The sequence below is a fragment of the Halomonas llamarensis genome, assembly GCF_023555005.1.
Taxonomy (GTDB): Bacteria; Pseudomonadota; Gammaproteobacteria; order Pseudomonadales; family Halomonadaceae; genus Vreelandella; species Vreelandella llamarensis.
Genome location: NZ_JAMJPJ010000004.1, coordinates 140,358 through 155,405, shown reverse-complemented (window position 1 = coordinate 155,405; position 15,048 = coordinate 140,358). Strand labels below are relative to the sequence as shown.

Sequence of the window (15,048 nt, the reverse complement as noted above, 5' to 3'; positions counted from 1 at the left end):
GGGTTACTCTATCGCGTTATTCGTCGATTCACTATCGCTAGGCGTTATATGGCGCTGTCGCGTTTGCGATTGAATTGATTGCCAGCGACTTTCAAATGTCGCGTCTAACTCACCTTGTGCGCTCGTCACACGGCATCCGCCGCGAGCGAGTTGGTCGTCAGGCTGTAGTTTCCAGTTGGCAGCACGCAGCTCGTCGCCTAAGTGTTGTTCCACAATTGCATGATCTTCTGGATTTAGCCACAGACGTTGTTGGCCCACCAACGGGGGCTCGGTGTGCAATAGCTGACGCACGGTGTCGAGAATATACTCGGGCGAGGCGTCGAGTGCATCGCTAGCCAGCTGTTTTCCAGTCGCAAGGGCCAAGTCAACCAGGTCATGGGCGACTGTATTGTCGAGTTGGGCAAGCGCTTCGTTAAACGCTTGGGTCAGCGTCACCAGTGGCGTAATCGTCTGCTTTACTTGTTCCTTAAGCTCTTTACTTGCTTGCTCGCGGCCATCTACAAGCCCTTGCGCATGCCCCTCTTTTTGCCCACGTTCAAAGCCAGCTTGATAGCCTTCTTCCTCAGCTTGGCGACGCACCTTGTCATAGAGAGCTTGACGTTCTTGCTCTTCGCGTTTGCGCGCTGATTCCGCCGCTTTTTGGGCGGCGGCGACTTTGCGTTTATGTTCGTCGGCGGGTGACTCCGGTTCTCCGGGGTTGCGCTGTACGGGCTGACTCAGTTCGTCCATTTGCCAGCGCCGCCAATGGCCATGTCGGTCAAACTCAGCGGATTGAGAATTAGACATACTCGTCGTCTCCGCCGGCTAAAACGACTTCGCCTGCATCGGCTAGGCGGCGTACCACCTGAAGAATGGTTTTTTGCTCGGTTTCCACTTGTGAAACGCGGATCGGGCCGCGAGCTTCCATGTCTTCGCGCACCAAGTCTGCAGCGCGCTGCGACATATTGCGTAAGAACTTGTCGATCAAGGCGTCTTCTGCGCCTTTGAGTGCGACCACCAGCGAGTTGGTCTCCACCTCTTGAAGTACCATTTGAATCGCGCGATTGTCGAGGTCGAGTAGGTTCTCGAATAGGAACATCTCGTCGATAATCTTCTGTGCTAAGTCTTCGCTGTGTGCCCGGACGGTTTCGATAGCCGTCTCTTCCTGAGAGGAGTTCATCAGGTTGAGAATTTCGGCAGCGGTCCTTACGCCGCCCATTTTGCTGCGCTTGAGGTTTTGGCCTTCCAGCATATTACTCAGCACTTCCGTCAGCTCTTGAAGTGCAGCCGGTTGAACACCGCTGAATGTCGCGATACGCAGAAGGACATCGTTACGTAGCTTCTCGTCAAAATGCTCCAAAATATCGGATGCCTGATGACGCTCTAGGTGAACCAAAATAGTAGCGATAATCTGTGGGTGCTCATCGCGGATGAGCTCAGATACCATCGAGGCTTCCATGAGGTTGAGCGCGTCAATGCCGGAATTTTCCCCAGTGGTTTCGAGAATATCCTCAATTAAGCTGGACGCGCGCTCACTACCAAGCGCCTTGGTCAGCACCGAGCGAATATGGTCGCTAGAGTTCAGGTTAAGGGCGACAAACTCTTCTGTCTCGGCATGGAATGCTTCAAGAACGGCCTTCATGTCTTCATGAGAGACCTGTTGTAGCTTCGTCATTTCCATACTGATCTCTTGCACTTCGTTAGCGCCGAGGTACTTAAAGACTTCTGCGGCACTGTCCTCTTCAAGGGCGAGAAGTAGGATGGCGCTTTTACGTGCGCCAGTCATTTCTTCGGCTGCGCTACTCATTTTGAATTCATCCAGCTGCGAATGATCATGGAGACCATGCGGGGGTCTTCTTGGGCCATTTCACGAAGATCATTGAGATTATGCTCATAAAGCGATGTTTTACGTTTACGCTTAGGCTTGTGGTACGTCTCATCCGCGTCTTCCCCACCTTCGCGGCTTGCTTCGCTTTCCTCATCGTCGTCATCGCCCACGCTTGTCTGCAGTGTGCCGCCGCCGGGTGCCGTTGCCATGACTGGCACTTGGGTGTAACGCTTGATTAGCGGTCTTAGAATCAGCAAGTAAAGCAGCAGCGCGGCGAGGGCGACGAGCAGATAACGGCCAAGCGTTGAAGCGAGTTCCAGCACCTCGGGGCGTTGCCACCATTCTCTAGTGTCTTCTTCTTCGCGCACTTCGGCAAACGGCGTATTCACTACGTCAATGGCGTCATCGCGCGCAGGTGAAAAGCCCATGGCTTGACGGACCAAGCGTTCAATTTGCTGCACTTCCACGTCACTCAGCGCTACCTGTTCCCACTCACCGTCGTCGTTCATCTCTTCGCGATAGTTGACCACGACGGCGGCGGTTAAGCGCTCGATTTGTCCCAAGCGGTGCTGGATGTGCTCGACGCTGCGGTCAACTTCGTAATTAATAACGTCGTCTTGATTTAAGCGACGCAGATCGCCGGGGTTGTTGGCGCCTTCATCACCTTCACCCTCATCGGGGGCGTTGATGGGGGAGGCCGCAACGCCTGGCGGTGTGTTACTTAATGCGCCGGGAATACCGGTGGCGAGTGGATCTTCGCCATCGAGTGAGAGGCCCGTCTGGCGGCTGCGAACGGCCGCTTCGTTGGGCGGTTGATTGGGTCCGTAGGTTTCAGAGGTTTCTTCGCGGCGTGAGAAGTCAATCTGCGCTGCCACTTGAGCACGAATATTATCGTCACCGAGGATAGGCGTCAGAATATTTTCTATGCGTCGTTGATAAGAGCGCTCAACTTCTTTGATGTACTCCAGCTGAGAGCCATCTAAGTCGTTATTGCCGCCTGCGTCAGCCGAGAGTAAGCGCCCATCTTGGTTAACCACCGAGACATCTTCCGCCGCGAGCTCAGGTACACTGCTTGACACCATGTGCACAATCGCACTGACTTGGCCTTGGCCGAGTACGCGCCCAGGTAGAAGCGTGAGCACCACCGATGCCTTGGCGGATTCACGATCACGGATAAACACCGACGGTTTGGCCATCGATAAATGGACACGAACATCTTCGACAGGCCCTAGCGATGTGATTGACTGAGCTAGCTCACCCTCAAGGCCGCGCTGGTAATTGATCTGTTCGGCAAACTGGCTAATGCCGAAGGCTTGATCGTCCATAAGCTCCAGGCCGATGTTGCCACCGCGAGGGAGGCCCTGCTCGGCGAGTTGCAGCCGTAAGGTGTATACGTTTTCGCTAGGCACTAGCAGGGCTTGTCCGCCGTTGCTAAATCGGTAAGGGATGCCGCGAGTGTCAAGCTCGGTAATAATGCGCCCGCCGTCGGCTTCACTGAGATTGCTGTAAAGCACGCGGTATTCGGGGCTACTTGCCCACATAAATAGCGCCACGATAATTGCCACACTGGCCGCGCCTGCAATGAGCAGGACGACCAAAGGGTTGCCGCGGAGCTGCTGTGAAACGCGCCCAAACACAGACGGGGCAGGCTTGTTACTTGCCTGCGCCCCGTCTTGCTGGGAAGCTTGTGCTGTACTGTTTTGACGGCCTGTCGCTGTGCCGGTTTCGCTCATGCGCTCCTCCGAGAAGACAAGCAAAACCGATCAAGACCCAGGCGCATCACCAAAGAAGGCATAGGCTATATCCGTCAATCGCGATTGTCCGCTATTCTAGTCATGCGGAATTATGATGGACGCCATTATCCGGCGGCACGTCGAGCCTAAAGGAACGAAAAGCCTCGGTTTTTATACGCATTTGTTCGCATGAGGAAGCTGACACCGGTGTTAGGCTTTCTGCATTATTTCATTTTTTAGCGCTTGAGGCATGTGTATGAGCTCACCGGCGATTCAATCCGCGTTACAACAGATGCAGCAGCTAGCTAGCCAAGCCAGCCAGCAACCTCTTCAGGGGTCGCAAGTGGCAGCGACGATGGGGCAAGGAAGCTTTGGTAGTGAGCTTCAAACGTCTATCCAACGCATTAATCGTTTGCAGCAAACCGCTAACAGCCAGGCCGTGGCGTTTCAGGCTGGTGATTCTGATTTGGCGCTTAACGAAGTGATGGTTGATATGCAGAAAGCAAGCGTTGCCTTTCAAATGGGAATGCAAGTACGTAACCGTGTGGTTTCGGCTTACAGAGACGTGATGAACATGCAGGTATAACGTCGCGGGTTGGCAACGTCAGGCGGTTAAATTTACCAGCCCGCCTTGCAAGTCATTAAGGCGTTCGGCAATACGCAACACCTCTTCTGCGGGGATCTGGCGAATCACTTCCCCCGATTCGCGGTCGATAACACGTGTGATCACACGTGAGCTCTCATCACTTAAATCGAATTCCAGCCCGCGTTGGCTCATGACTTCATTGATGCGTTGCAAAGGTTCGATCAGCGCAGATGGCGACGCCACGATGCTGTTGCTCTCTGCTTGGGCAAGCTGTGAGCCCGCCGCAGGCAGTTTGTCAAAAACGCTCTCGAGGCTTTGCCTTGGTGTAACATCGTTTGGTGACGACGCTGATAGCGTATGAGTCGCATCCGTTAATGGTGAGCTCATATCTATTCCTCTGTTGAGTGCCCGTACAGTGCCTAGTTTCGGCAGGCCATCCAGGCATTTTTTTATGGTTTTATACTGCCTATCGGCAACATTATCCAAATCTTAAAATTATGTAACATAAGCGCAGTATAGCGAATAGCGTCGAAACTGCCAGGTTGATTAAAGTATCATACACCATACCGTGTATGAGCATTTCTGAGCTGTGGGGCGCTGTCGCTGTTGCCTAACATTTCTCAATTTTTCCACTATTGGCTGTTATTCAAGGACCGGCAGTTTTGAGGGTTGGCCTGTGTCAGGCTGAGTGGTTGTGCACATCGTTGGTTAACCTATCGGCCTAGGGGTTCTTTAGGCATTAAGCGAGAAATATTAAGCCAACTATGCGCTAGGTGAAAAAGGTTCTGGTATTCTGCAGTGCTGCATTAAGGCATTCGCCTTAACTATCAGGTTTGTCGTTAAGGAATATAGGGAAGTGAGGCGAGGATGTCAGCGCAAGAAGGTGAATATGAGCGGGTCGCAGGGCCTGTTGCGATCGAGTCACTGCTTGATGGGTTGATTGAAAGCGGTGGTGTTTCGTTGTGCTTAAACGAGGCTGGCACGCGTCCAGAGCCGATTGTGCTGATGGAGCAGCATGCCGCGGAAACATTGGTGATGGACCTTTCTTCGGTCGATCATCTGTTAACTCGTTTGCAAAAAGGCGCGTCCTTCTTTTTGCGCGGTCAAGCGCAAGGAAAAGTGGTGCGTACTCCATCGCTTGAGCTGACTGAAGTCCGCCATGCAGGCGGGCGCTATTTATGCTGTAGCGACTATCCGGCTTATCTCGATGTGTTACAGCGGCGGGAGTCATTTCGTGCTGAACTGCGGATGGGGATGGAAGTGCCGGTCACGCTGTTTGGGCATGATGATTTGGTCGCCGAGGGTGAGCTTCGCGATCTATCCCAAGATGGCTGTCAGGTCGAGCTGCCCATGACCGCCAGCGGTATTCTTTCTCAGGCAGACGCGCTGCCGCTAAAAATGGGGCTTAAGTTCCCTGATGGCACGTATTTTGAAGTTCAGGGCGAAGTGCGCCACCGGAAAACCGATCCTGACCACCAGTTACTACGGATTGGTTTGCGCTTTGCGAATTGCAGTTCTGAACAAGAGCGGCAGATTTGGTATTTCGTCTGTGAAATTGAGCGTGAAGCGTCACGCTACGAGAAAGATAGCAACAAAGCGGGGCGGCAGCCGTCGCCGTTATTTGAAGCCTCCAAAAAGCGCAGCGGCGATAATATCGGCCAACGCGAACTGAAGCACTACGCCACGCCGATGGCACGGCGTTTGGCCAAAGTGGCGGCGTATCTCGACTCTCAAATGCTGCTTTTGCAAAACGGCAGCGACGTGAACTCTCGCCAACTTTCCCGCTACGCTGATCGACTGCTGGCGCTGCATGAAGAGGATCGAGAAGCTCTGCTGTTTGCAACCCGCTGCATGACACGCGAGCCATTACTGGTGCGCCACAGCCTCTCCGTCGCCGTGCATTTATTAGATCTGGTGGGTCCCCATATTGCCCAGGATCTGCGTAAAGCCATTGCCGCGAGTGCCATGGTGCATGATTTGGGTAAAGCGCTCGTACCGCAGGTGCTTTTTCAGGCGCCTAAGTTTGAAGGGGTGCACCGCAGTGCGATGAGCGAACATGTCGAGTTAATTTTATCGCGGCTACATAATTGTCACTGGCTATCGACGCGGATTGCTCAGGCTGTGATTGGCGGCATTAATGAGCGTATGGATGGAAGCGGCTATCCTAAAGGGCTAAGTGGCCGTCAGTTGCATGATTTAGCAAAGGCCAGCGCAATCGTCGATGTGGTGGAGGCGATGCGCCGTGATCGAGCCGATCGGCCTGCCCGCACTGCCCAACAGATTTATCGTCATTTGCTTCGTCACCCGCATCAGTTTGATCCTAGCTGGATGAAGCGTTACATCGAGCATTTTAAGGCACTACCTATTGGTTCTTTGGTGCGTTTCTCAGGTGAGCAGTTAGCCTGGGTGCTACGTTTGGATGCCAAAGGCAATGCCGTCGAAGTGCGGCTTGCTAAACAATCCGAACCCCCTTCCAATGAAAACTTAGGGGCCGTCATTCGGGGCGATGTGGGCGAACGACTGGGTCGGCCTGTTGGTGAAGTGGCAGTTTCTACTTAATACCAACGTAGTATGAAGTTAAAAACCTTAGGATGAAGTTAAACGTTTAACGTTAAACGTAGCGTGAAGTTAAGAGCCATGCCAATGTGAAAAACATAGCGTCGCGTTAAAGTCTCCGTAGATGATGCCGATATGGTATGTATTAGCGATTTATTTCATGACAGGAGTTTGTATCTATGACTTACTCACGTGGCGCCAATGCCTACGGCCGAGGGGCCAATGCGTATGCACGGGTAGGTGTCGAGAGCGGCGTGATGTCGGCGGATCCGCATCAGCTGATTGTAATGCTCTTTGACGGCGCTCAGGCTGCCATTCGTGCGGCTCGCATCCATATGCAGGCAGGCAATGCCAGCGAGAAAGGCAAGTCGATCTCAAAAGCATTGGATATCATTAATAATGGCCTTGCCGCGGCGCTCAATCAAGAAAAAGGCGGTGAAATTGCCGAGCGTTTGGGGTCGCTTTATGAGTACATCGCACGGCTACTGTTGGCGGCTAATCTGCGCAATGATGAAGAAAGCCTAAATCAAGCAGAACAGCTGCTTGAAGATATCGCCTCGGCGTGGCGAGAAATTGGCCAACAGCAAAGCGCATGAGGCTTACATGTCAGTGTCTAACTCTGCTCACGGTCCAATGACGCAGCAATCATTGCTTGATGCCTATGCCGCACTGCTCGATAGTGCCGCATACATGCACGAGCTTGCGAATGCTGAAGAGTGGGCTGCGCTCATTGATCAGCGCACCCACTACGTTATGTCAGTGGAAAAATTGAAGCAACTTGATGGCTCTCTGGCATTAGATGAAAATGCGCAGAGAATAAAAGCCGAGCTTTTAGAAGCGATTCTTGAGCACGATGTTGAGATTCGTCGCCAACTTGTTGCGCGCCGTGATGAGTTGGGAAAATTGATCGGCGTCTCCCAGCGTCAGCGCAGTTTGCACCGTGCATATGCACCGCAACAAGGTGGTTCGGAAGCATTTTATGCGCTTGGTGAGGCGGACACGAAGAGGTCAACGTGAGCGGTATCACGCCGTTAATCGACACCTTAATGCACCAAGTGTTGGGCAAGCGAGGGGATGCTTCGCCGCGTGTCTTGAATGAGCCGGTGCGTCCCATAGACTCTGGTGAAGGGCCGCGTGCTTTGCATAGCGACTCGCGTTTGGATGCACGTTCTTCTGATACTCGCTTAACCGATCTGCGCCGTTTGCCGCCTCAACTGGATCTTCCGCGTCAAGGCGTTCGCGGCGATCTGCTACCTCAAGGTCCAGGCTCAACCCAAACGCACTTTAGCCCCGCCGCTCGCAGCATTGCTGATGTTCTGATGCGCTTTCCTGCGCCCCCTTCCGTGTTGCGGCCCGAAGCGCCGTTGATGTCGACAACCGAAGCCGCATCGCCGCAAGCGCTTGCTACGCGACTGGAGTTGAGCATCCGTGACAGTGGCCTGTTTTATGAATCACACCTGAAGCGTTGGTTTCAAGGTGAGGGGACGCGTCAACAGTTATTGCGTGAACCCCAGATGCAGCCCGGTATTCGGCCGTCGCCTTCGATAGCCAATGTAGCGCTGGGAGGCGGTGCTGTTGGCGCCGGAAGCTCGGGATGGGGCGCGATTAACAATCCACTTGTGCCCCATGGGCCACCGCTTTTGTTGCCATCCTCCGTTCCGTTTGTGGTACCGGAAAGGTCGAATCTAAACCTGATGCTTCAGGGTCTACTCGGCGGCCAACTGGGGCAGGGTGGCTCAAGCAGTCCCGGCGGTAGTTCTTTGATTCAGCCCGGTAGTGTGCTGCTGCCGACGCCTGGTAGTGCTGAGGCTGCGGCTGGGCGTGGTGTCAACGTACCGACTGGCACGCCGCTAAGTGCTACGCCAGACGCTGCACGAGGAGAGCTAGCCGGTGCGCGTGAGATGCTTGAAATGGGCGCGGCGCGGCAATCGCGAGACGTCGTGCATGAGAGCTTGCAGAGCATGGTGCGCCAGCAGTTAGAGATGCTGGTGATGCCCACGATTCGCTGGGAAGGTGATGTATGGGCGGGGATTTTCATGGCGTTGGTCGTTACGCTTCCCACTCGCGAAGAAGAGCAAGGTGGTGAAGAAAAAGGCAGTGAGGAGGCAGATGGTTGGCGCTCCGAAATGCGCCTTGAAGTGCCTAATTTAGGCGAATTAGAGGTGGCTTTATGGCTCTATCGTGGGGTGTTAAGCGTTGATCTCACCACCGAGAGTCAAACGGTTCATCAACGTTTAGAAGAGGGCGTGCCTGCGCTGGAAAAGCGCCTATCCGCGCTGGATCTGCGTAAAGTGCAGGTGCGCGCGCGTTATATACCACAAGAGGGCGCCGATGAGCTCTACGGATGAGCGACGTCGCCAAGCAGTAGCGCTTGCGTATCAAAGCGATGACGGTGCACCGCGCGTTGTCGCTAAAGGGTACGGTGAATTAGCGGAGCGCATTATGGCAGAAGCGCAACGCCAGGGGATCTATGTGCACGATGCGCCGGAGCTGGTGGCGCTTTTGATGCAACTTGATATAGATGAAGAAATCCCAGGCAGCCTTTATCAAGTCGTGGCGGAGCTTTTGGTATGGGTATTTGAGCTTTCTGCGGAGGGGGTTAGCCCTCGCGACGTGTCTGAGTAGCCAATATCGCATATTGTATGCAACCATGGAATGGATAGAGGTTCCCTATAAAGGGTACTTGCAGAGAAGAGGGTAAACCATGGATTTACCATGTTATTTTAATAGGGCAACATGAGCCAAACCAGTTTTCTCGACGAAATCCAAGAAATTAACTTGACCTACTTGCTTCTTGCTCAGCGCTTGCTGGGAGAAGATCGCGAGGCAGGGATGTTTCGTCTCAAAATTGACGCCGAGATGGCGGATCTTCTCATGGCGCTCAATGCACGGCAGCTCACTCAGTTGGCACGCACCAACCAGCTTCTGTGTCGCCTAACGTCCGTTAGTGCCGAACAGCTTCGCCAAGTGACACATAACCCGCGCGATCAAGGGTTAGCCGGGTTGCATACCTCGCTGTTGCTAGCCGGTAAGGCACCCGAGTTACTGCCTAAGTGTCCGAAGGCGTCTTCCTCAAAAACACCCAAATCAGATGAGGAGCCTCAGTGAGCCAAAAAAGCTTGGTGGATGAAATGCACCAAGTGCAGCTGGCCATCGAGCTGATTGAGCTAGGTGCGCGGCTACAGGTGCTGGAGACGGAAACGGAGTTGAGCCGTACGCGCTTAATTAAGCTCTATAAAGAAGTGCGTGGTATGTCGCCGCCAAAAGGTATGCTGCCCTTCTCGGCCGACTGGTTTATTACCTGGCTTCCGAATATCCACTCGTCGCTTTTTTATAATGTCTATATCAGCTTGATGCAAAGGGAGAATTGCGAGCGTATTGATGCGTTTGTAAAAGCCTATCGTCTATATAACGAGCAAATCACGTTAGAGGGTGTTGAGCCCGTCTTAGGATTGACTCGTGCCTGGACGCTTGTGCGTTTTTTTGAAAGTGACCTTTTGCAGTTGAATACCTGCACTCGTTGTGGGGGGCGTTTTGTGACGCATGCGCATAGCCCCGCCCAGGATTATGTGTGCGGTATTTGTCAGCCACCTTCAAGAGCGGGAAAAACCCGCAAAGCGTGCCCGAAAAAGACATAAAGCTAGCAGTCTAACATCTGCGTTGCTGTTCAAGTTCGATAAAAAAGTGCCGATTGTATAGATGCAGCTCAATGGTAATGGTACTTTTTGATTAGCGCCGATATTAACGTGTTGTGTACTTATGCGCTGCCGAAAGACTCTTCTGGCGACAAAAGAATAGAAAGGAAATTACTTGTGCTTATTTCTCTAGGATATTTAGTCGTTCTATTCTCCGTATTTGGCGGCTACGTTTTGGCGGGCGGGAGCCTCGGGCCGTTGTTCCAGCCAACCGAGCTTTTGATGATCGGCGGCGCGGGCGTCGGTGCGTTCATTGCGGCCAACAACGGCAAGGCGTTAAAGGCCACCTTTAAAATTTTCTCCAAGCTAAAGCGCACGAAAAAATACAACAAAGCCATGTACATGGAATTGATGGCGCTGCAATTTAAGTTGTTGTCTAAAATTCGGCGCGAAGGGATGCTCGGGATTGAGCGCGATATTGATGACCCGCAAGAGAGCCCGCTGTTCCAAGAACATCCGGCGTTGCTCGCTGACCCACATATCATGAATTTCCTCACTGATTACCTGCGCTTGATGGTGAGTGGCGGCATGGAGCCCATGGAGATTGATGAGCTGATGCTGCATGAGATTGAGGCATTTGAGCAGGAGTCGCACATTCCCATTGATGCGATCACCAAAGTGGGCGATGCCATGCCCGCGTTTGGCATTGTGGCGGCGGTAATGGGGGTGGTGAAAGCACTGACATATGCCAATGCCAGCCCCGAGCAGATGGGCGTAATGATTGCCCACGCGTTAGTGGGGACTTTTCTCGGAATTCTGCTCGGGTATGGCTTTGTGAACCCCGTCGCGAGCTACTTGGATCGCCAAGCCAAAGAAGCAGAAAAAATGCTGCAGTGTATCCGCGTGACGCTGCTAGCCAGCCTGCACGGCTACGCCCCCCAAATTGCCGTAGAGTTTGGTCGTAAAGCCTTATTTACCGCTGAACGACCAAGTTTCACCGAGCTTGAAGACTACGTGCGCGACGCCAAAAAAGCAGGCGGCGCATGAGTCAAGGTGGTGATCGGCGCCCGATTGTTATTCGGCGTAAAAAAGTGGTGCACGCTCACCACGGCGGATCGTGGAAAATTGCGCTAGCGGACTTCATGACCGCGCTCATGGCGCTTTTTTTGGTCATGTGGATCTTATCTACTGCCAGCGAAGAACAGCGCCAGGGTGTTTCTGATTACTTCAGTACGCCGCTAACCACGGTTATCACGGGAGGGGATCGCTCTGGCAGTACCAGTGCGATCCCCGGTGGTGGCCCCGATCCTACCCATGCGGATGGTGAGCGCGCCCGTATCGATACCTTTCAGCAAACCCGCCCCAGTATGCAGGAGCGGCGCTTTTTTCGCGACGTACAGGAGCGTATTGAGCAAGCCATTGCCTTAGACCCTGAGCTCAATCAGTTGCGCAACCAGATGCGCTTTGATCTCACCCGCGAAGGGTTGCGTATCCAGCTACTCGATACCGAACAGCGCCCCATGTTTGAGCTGGGCAGCGATCAGGTTGCGCCCTATATGCGTGATCTTTTGCGCACGATTGCGCCACTGCTAAATGAGTTACCCAATGATTTAAGTATTAGTGGTCATACGGATAGTGTGCCATATGGCGGCGGATTTCGCGGTTACAGCAACTGGGAGCTGTCAAATGACCGGGCAAACGCCTCGCGGCGTGAACTTATTGTCGGCGGACTTGATCCGGATCAATTGCTACGGGTTTCAGGCTTTGCCGACCGGGTTACTCTACCAGACACTGAATCGGATGATCCGGTCAACCGCCGCATTGAACTTGTGGTACTGCTGCCGGGGATCGCCGACGCTATCCGCAATCCTAGCGTGATGTTGGATATGCCGTCGCCGATTCCCCTGCCGGTTCCCGGCTTAGATGCCGAAGTAGGCACAGAAGTGGACGCTCTGAATGACAATTTTTCACAGCCGCCAGAGACCGCTGAGTAGCTGGTAGTTGACATAAAAAATACGACGTACAAGGTGGGATGGTGCATGGATATCACGGATTTTTTTGACACCTTTTTTGAAGAAGCCGAAGAGTTGCTTGCGGATATGGAGCAGCACTTGCTGGAGCTGGATGTCGAGGATCCGGACAGCGAGCAGTTAAACGCCATTTTCCGCGCCGCCCACTCTATTAAAGGGGGGGCGGGCACGTTCGGCTTCACGGCGTTGCAAAAAACAACGCATATTTTTGAGAATTTGCTCGATCACGCGCGCAAAGGCGAGCTTGCGCTGCGGGCTGACCTCGTTGATACGTTTTTAGAGGCAAAAGATATCATGCACGACCAACTTAATGCCTACCGTAGCGAGGAAGAACCCGATCAAGAAGTTTTTGAGCGTATTTGCCAAACACTTCAACAAATTGCGTTAGAAGAAATCGGTGAAGGTTTGGAAGCGGCAGAGGGTGCGCCGATTGCTAATGCCACTTCATCGTCTTCATCAAGCGACACCAAAGCGGCACCTGCCAAAGAAGCACCGGTGGAAGAAGCTAGCGGCGCAGATGATTCGTCGGCGGCGTCTGGTGACATGCTTAACGTCACACTGATCAACGTAGATGAAAAAGACCGCATTTTATTGGTAGAAGAACTTGAGCAGCTAGGCGATGTTAAGTCCCACTCAGGGGACGAGTCTCGCTACGAAGTCATTCTGCAAGGTAATACCAGCGCGGACGATATCGAAGCGGTCATGTGCTTTATTATTGAGCCGGAGCAAGTGGAAATTACCGCTATCGAAGGCGAAGCACCGACGCCTGCGCAAGAACCGCCGCAAGCGCCAGAACAAGCAACGGCGCAAGAGGAAACACCTGCAAAAGCGGCAGAGCCGGCACCCAAAGCCGAGAAAAAGCCCGAGAAAAAGCCCGAGAAAAAAGCTGAAAAGCCGAAAACCAAAAAAGCCGCCGCCGAGTCCTCATCGATTCGTGTTTCTGTCGACAAGGTGGATCAGATTATCAATCTGGTAGGCGAGCTGATCATCACACAGTCTATGCTCGATCAGACAGTGAGCGACCTTGAAGACGCCAATAGCTCATTGCAAAACGGCATGAGCCTTTTGCAGCGTAACGCACGGGATCTGCAAGAGTCGGTGATGTCAATCCGCATGATACCGATGGAATTCGTCTTCAGCCGCTTTCCTCGCGTGGTACGTGATACGGCGGGCAAGCTGGGTAAAGAGATTGAGCTTGTCACCGAAGGTAAGTCTACCGAACTCGATAAGAGTCTCGTGGAGCGCATCACTGACCCCTTAACGCACTTAGTACGCAATAGCCTGGACCACGGCGTTGAAATGCCCGATAAACGTGAGGCCTTGGGTAAGCCGAGAACCGGTAAGTTGATACTTTCAGCCCGTCACCAAGGTGGCAATATTCTTATTGAGGTGAAAGACGACGGCGCGGGTATGGATCGCGAACGTTTGTTAGCCAAAGCACGAGAAAATGGCCTGAACGTATCCGACACGATGAGCGACGAAGACGTTTGGCAGTTGATTTTTGCCCCCGGCTTTTCTCTCGCCAAAGAAGTCACCGATGTGTCTGGGCGTGGTGTCGGCATGGATGTGGTGAAACGAAACATCCAAGGAATGGGAGGCCGGGTCGAGATCCAATCGAAAAAAGGGGAAGGTACCAATACGCGTATTGTTCTGCCGTTGACGCTGGCCATCTTGGATGGCATGTCGATCAAAGTTGGCGCAGAAACGTTTATCCTGCCACTTTCTGCCGTGCTTGAGTCACTACAGCCGGCCAAAGAAGACATGTATGCCATGGCCGGTGACGATGTGGTGCTCAAGGTGCGCGATGAGTATTTGCCCGTCATTGCCATTCATGAAGTGCTCGACGTCGAAAATGCCATTACTGATCCGACCAAAAGTATCGCGGTGATTGTGCAAGGCGAAGGGCGACGCTACGCCATGCTTGTGGATGAGTTAATCGGCCAGCAGCAAGTCGTCGTGAAAAATCTAGAAGATAATTATCGCAAAGTGCCAGGCATCTCAGCGGCGACCATCCTTGGTGATGGTAGTGTGTCGCTGATTCTGGATATTACAGGGCTTCACCGCTTAAGCCGGGCGAAAAAAGCGTCTGGTAAACCGGTAAGTCAGCAAAACCCGACGTATTTTAAGGAGGCAGAGCCGTCATGAGCCAGGCTAACAACGATGCGGTGCTGGCCGCTGCAGAAGAAGACAACTGTGAATTTTTGGTCTTCTCACTAGGGGATGAAGAGTACGCGATTGATATTCTCAAAGTGCAGGAGATTCGTGGTTACGAAAACGTAACGCGTATTGCCAATGCTCCCGATTTTATCAAAGGGGTCACCAATCTTCGCGGTGTGATCGTGCCGATCGTGGATCTGCGCATTAAGTTCCATTTGGATAGCGTTGAGTACGGTGGTCAAACAGTCGTGATCGTGGTCAATGTGGCGGATCGTATTGTCGGCATCGTGGTTGATGGCGTCTCTGATGTGATGACACTCACGCCAGACCAAATCAAGCCCGCGCCTGAGTTTGGCGTAACGCTCTCTTCAGACTTCCTCAGTGGTCTTGGCAGTTTAGAGGATCGCATGCTGGTGTTGGTGGATATCGACAAGCTATTGACGAGTGAAGAGATGGCGCTAGTAGATAGCACCAGCAACCGCTAATAGGATGGGTTATGCAGGGAAGCGTTAAGCGACTAAGCAAGCTACGTCTGCACCGTCGC

At 53.1% G+C, this 15,048-nt stretch carries 16 protein-coding genes; 12 read left to right on the top strand and 4 right to left on the bottom strand.

Features of this window, described 5'->3' with window-relative positions; translation table 11 throughout:
- Nucleotides 1-3: 3 nt before the first annotated feature.
- The 3 genes from fliH to fliF are packed head-to-tail and all read right to left on the bottom strand — an operon-like array spanning nt 4 to nt 3,540.
- A complete protein-coding gene (gene fliH / locus M8006_RS04660) occupies nt 4-786 on the bottom strand; it encodes a flagellar assembly protein FliH (RefSeq protein WP_250080297.1) in 783 nt (260 codons plus the stop codon).
- On the bottom strand, nt 779-1,786 hold the full coding sequence (fliG, locus tag M8006_RS04655; RefSeq protein ID WP_250080296.1) for a flagellar motor switch protein FliG: 1,008 nt from the start codon (nt 1,784-1,786) through the stop codon (nt 779-781). The genes fliH and fliG overlap by 8 nt, the downstream gene beginning before the upstream one ends.
- Nucleotides 1,783-3,540 (bottom strand): flagellar basal-body MS-ring/collar protein FliF, encoded by a 1,758-nt coding sequence (gene fliF / locus M8006_RS04650; RefSeq protein WP_250080295.1) that lies wholly within the window; start codon nt 3,538-3,540, stop codon nt 1,783-1,785. The genes fliG and fliF overlap by 4 nt, the downstream gene beginning before the upstream one ends.
- A 256-nt stretch (nt 3,541-3,796) precedes the next feature.
- On the opposite strand from fliF, the gene fliE reads away from it, so the two are divergent.
- A complete protein-coding gene (gene fliE, locus M8006_RS04645; RefSeq protein ID WP_250080294.1) occupies nt 3,797-4,126 on the top strand; it encodes a flagellar hook-basal body complex protein FliE in 330 nt (109 codons plus the stop codon).
- Between the two features lie 18 nt (nt 4,127-4,144).
- Here fliE and M8006_RS04640 read toward each other — a convergent pair whose 3' ends face one another.
- Nucleotides 4,145-4,513 carry a flagellar protein FlaG gene (locus M8006_RS04640; RefSeq protein WP_250080293.1) on the bottom strand — a complete coding sequence of 123 codons (369 nt, stop codon included), beginning with the start codon at nt 4,511-4,513 and terminating at the stop codon, nt 4,145-4,147.
- A gap of 480 nt (nt 4,514-4,993) precedes the next feature.
- Between M8006_RS04640 and M8006_RS04635 the strand changes: the two genes are divergently transcribed.
- The 11 genes from M8006_RS04635 (at nt 4,994) to cheW (ending at nt 14,989) form a co-directional block, all read left to right on the top strand.
- Nucleotides 4,994-6,685, top strand: coding sequence for a PilZ domain-containing protein (locus M8006_RS04635; protein ID WP_250080292.1), 1,692 nt, complete (start codon nt 4,994-4,996; stop codon nt 6,683-6,685).
- 176 nt (nt 6,686-6,861) lie between these two features.
- The gene (gene fliS, locus M8006_RS04630) at nt 6,862-7,278 is read left to right on the top strand and encodes a flagellar export chaperone FliS (protein WP_250080291.1); all 417 of its coding nucleotides are present in this window, start codon (nt 6,862-6,864) and stop codon (nt 7,276-7,278) included.
- A 7-nt stretch (nt 7,279-7,285) separates the two neighbouring features.
- Entirely contained in the window at nt 7,286-7,699 is a 414-nt protein-coding gene (gene fliT, locus M8006_RS04625) for a flagellar protein FliT (protein ID WP_250080290.1), read from the top strand.
- Nucleotides 7,696-9,030 (top strand): flagellar hook-length control protein FliK, encoded by a 1,335-nt coding sequence (fliK, locus tag M8006_RS04620; RefSeq protein WP_250080289.1) that lies wholly within the window; start codon nt 7,696-7,698, stop codon nt 9,028-9,030. The genes fliT and fliK overlap by 4 nt, the downstream gene beginning before the upstream one ends.
- Entirely contained in the window at nt 9,014-9,307 is a 294-nt protein-coding gene (locus M8006_RS04615) for an EscU/YscU/HrcU family type III secretion system export apparatus switch protein (RefSeq protein ID WP_250080288.1), read from the top strand. The genes fliK and M8006_RS04615 overlap by 17 nt, the downstream gene beginning before the upstream one ends.
- A gap of 111 nt (nt 9,308-9,418) precedes the next feature.
- Nucleotides 9,419-9,790: a flagellar transcriptional regulator FlhD gene (gene flhD / locus M8006_RS04610; RefSeq protein WP_250080287.1), complete on the top strand. Its 372-nt coding sequence runs from the start codon at nt 9,419-9,421 to the stop codon at nt 9,788-9,790.
- Nucleotides 9,787-10,320 (top strand): flagellar transcriptional regulator FlhC, encoded by a 534-nt coding sequence (gene flhC / locus M8006_RS04605; protein ID WP_250080286.1) that lies wholly within the window; start codon nt 9,787-9,789, stop codon nt 10,318-10,320. Before flhD ends, flhC begins: the two co-directional genes overlap by 4 nt.
- 174 nt (nt 10,321-10,494) lie before the next feature.
- Complete coding sequence (gene motA, locus M8006_RS04600; RefSeq protein ID WP_250080285.1) at nt 10,495-11,364, top strand: flagellar motor stator protein MotA; 870 nt, start codon at nt 10,495-10,497, stop codon at nt 11,362-11,364.
- Complete coding sequence (gene motB / locus M8006_RS04595; RefSeq protein ID WP_250080284.1) at nt 11,361-12,311, top strand: flagellar motor protein MotB; 951 nt, start codon at nt 11,361-11,363, stop codon at nt 12,309-12,311. The genes motA and motB overlap by 4 nt, the downstream gene beginning before the upstream one ends.
- A 45-nt stretch (nt 12,312-12,356) precedes the next feature.
- Nucleotides 12,357-14,492 carry a chemotaxis protein CheA gene (cheA, locus tag M8006_RS04590; protein ID WP_250080283.1) on the top strand — a complete coding sequence of 712 codons (2,136 nt, stop codon included), beginning with the start codon at nt 12,357-12,359 and terminating at the stop codon, nt 14,490-14,492.
- Nucleotides 14,489-14,989 (top strand): chemotaxis protein CheW, encoded by a 501-nt coding sequence (cheW, locus tag M8006_RS04585; RefSeq protein ID WP_250080282.1) that lies wholly within the window; start codon nt 14,489-14,491, stop codon nt 14,987-14,989. Before cheA ends, cheW begins: the two co-directional genes overlap by 4 nt.
- Nucleotides 14,990-15,048 lie beyond the last annotated feature (59 nt).

Excerpts from the sequence above, each read along its gene's own strand:
- fliH (WP_250080297.1), bottom strand. The coding sequence starts at position 786 with ATGTCTAATTCTCAATCCGCTGAGTTTGACCGACATGGCCATTGGCGG.
- fliG (WP_250080296.1), bottom strand. The coding sequence starts at position 1,786 with ATGAGTAGCGCAGCCGAAGAAATGACTGGCGCACGTAAAAGCGCCATC.
- fliF (WP_250080295.1), bottom strand. The coding sequence starts at position 3,540 with ATGAGCGAAACCGGCACAGCGACAGGCCGTCAAAACAGTACAGCACAA.
- fliE (WP_250080294.1), top strand. The coding sequence starts at position 3,797 with ATGAGCTCACCGGCGATTCAATCCGCGTTACAACAGATGCAGCAGCTA.
- M8006_RS04640 (WP_250080293.1), bottom strand. The coding sequence starts at position 4,513 with ATGAGCTCACCATTAACGGATGCGACTCATACGCTATCAGCGTCGTCA.
- M8006_RS04635 (WP_250080292.1), top strand. The coding sequence starts at position 4,994 with ATGTCAGCGCAAGAAGGTGAATATGAGCGGGTCGCAGGGCCTGTTGCG.
- fliS (WP_250080291.1), top strand. The coding sequence starts at position 6,862 with ATGACTTACTCACGTGGCGCCAATGCCTACGGCCGAGGGGCCAATGCG.
- fliT (WP_250080290.1), top strand. The coding sequence starts at position 7,286 with ATGTCAGTGTCTAACTCTGCTCACGGTCCAATGACGCAGCAATCATTG.
- M8006_RS04615 (WP_250080288.1), top strand. The coding sequence starts at position 9,014 with ATGAGCTCTACGGATGAGCGACGTCGCCAAGCAGTAGCGCTTGCGTAT.
- flhD (WP_250080287.1), top strand. The coding sequence starts at position 9,419 with ATGAGCCAAACCAGTTTTCTCGACGAAATCCAAGAAATTAACTTGACC.
- motB (WP_250080284.1), top strand. The coding sequence starts at position 11,361 with ATGAGTCAAGGTGGTGATCGGCGCCCGATTGTTATTCGGCGTAAAAAA.
- cheA (WP_250080283.1), top strand. The coding sequence starts at position 12,357 with ATGGATATCACGGATTTTTTTGACACCTTTTTTGAAGAAGCCGAAGAG.
- cheW (WP_250080282.1), top strand. The coding sequence starts at position 14,489 with ATGAGCCAGGCTAACAACGATGCGGTGCTGGCCGCTGCAGAAGAAGAC.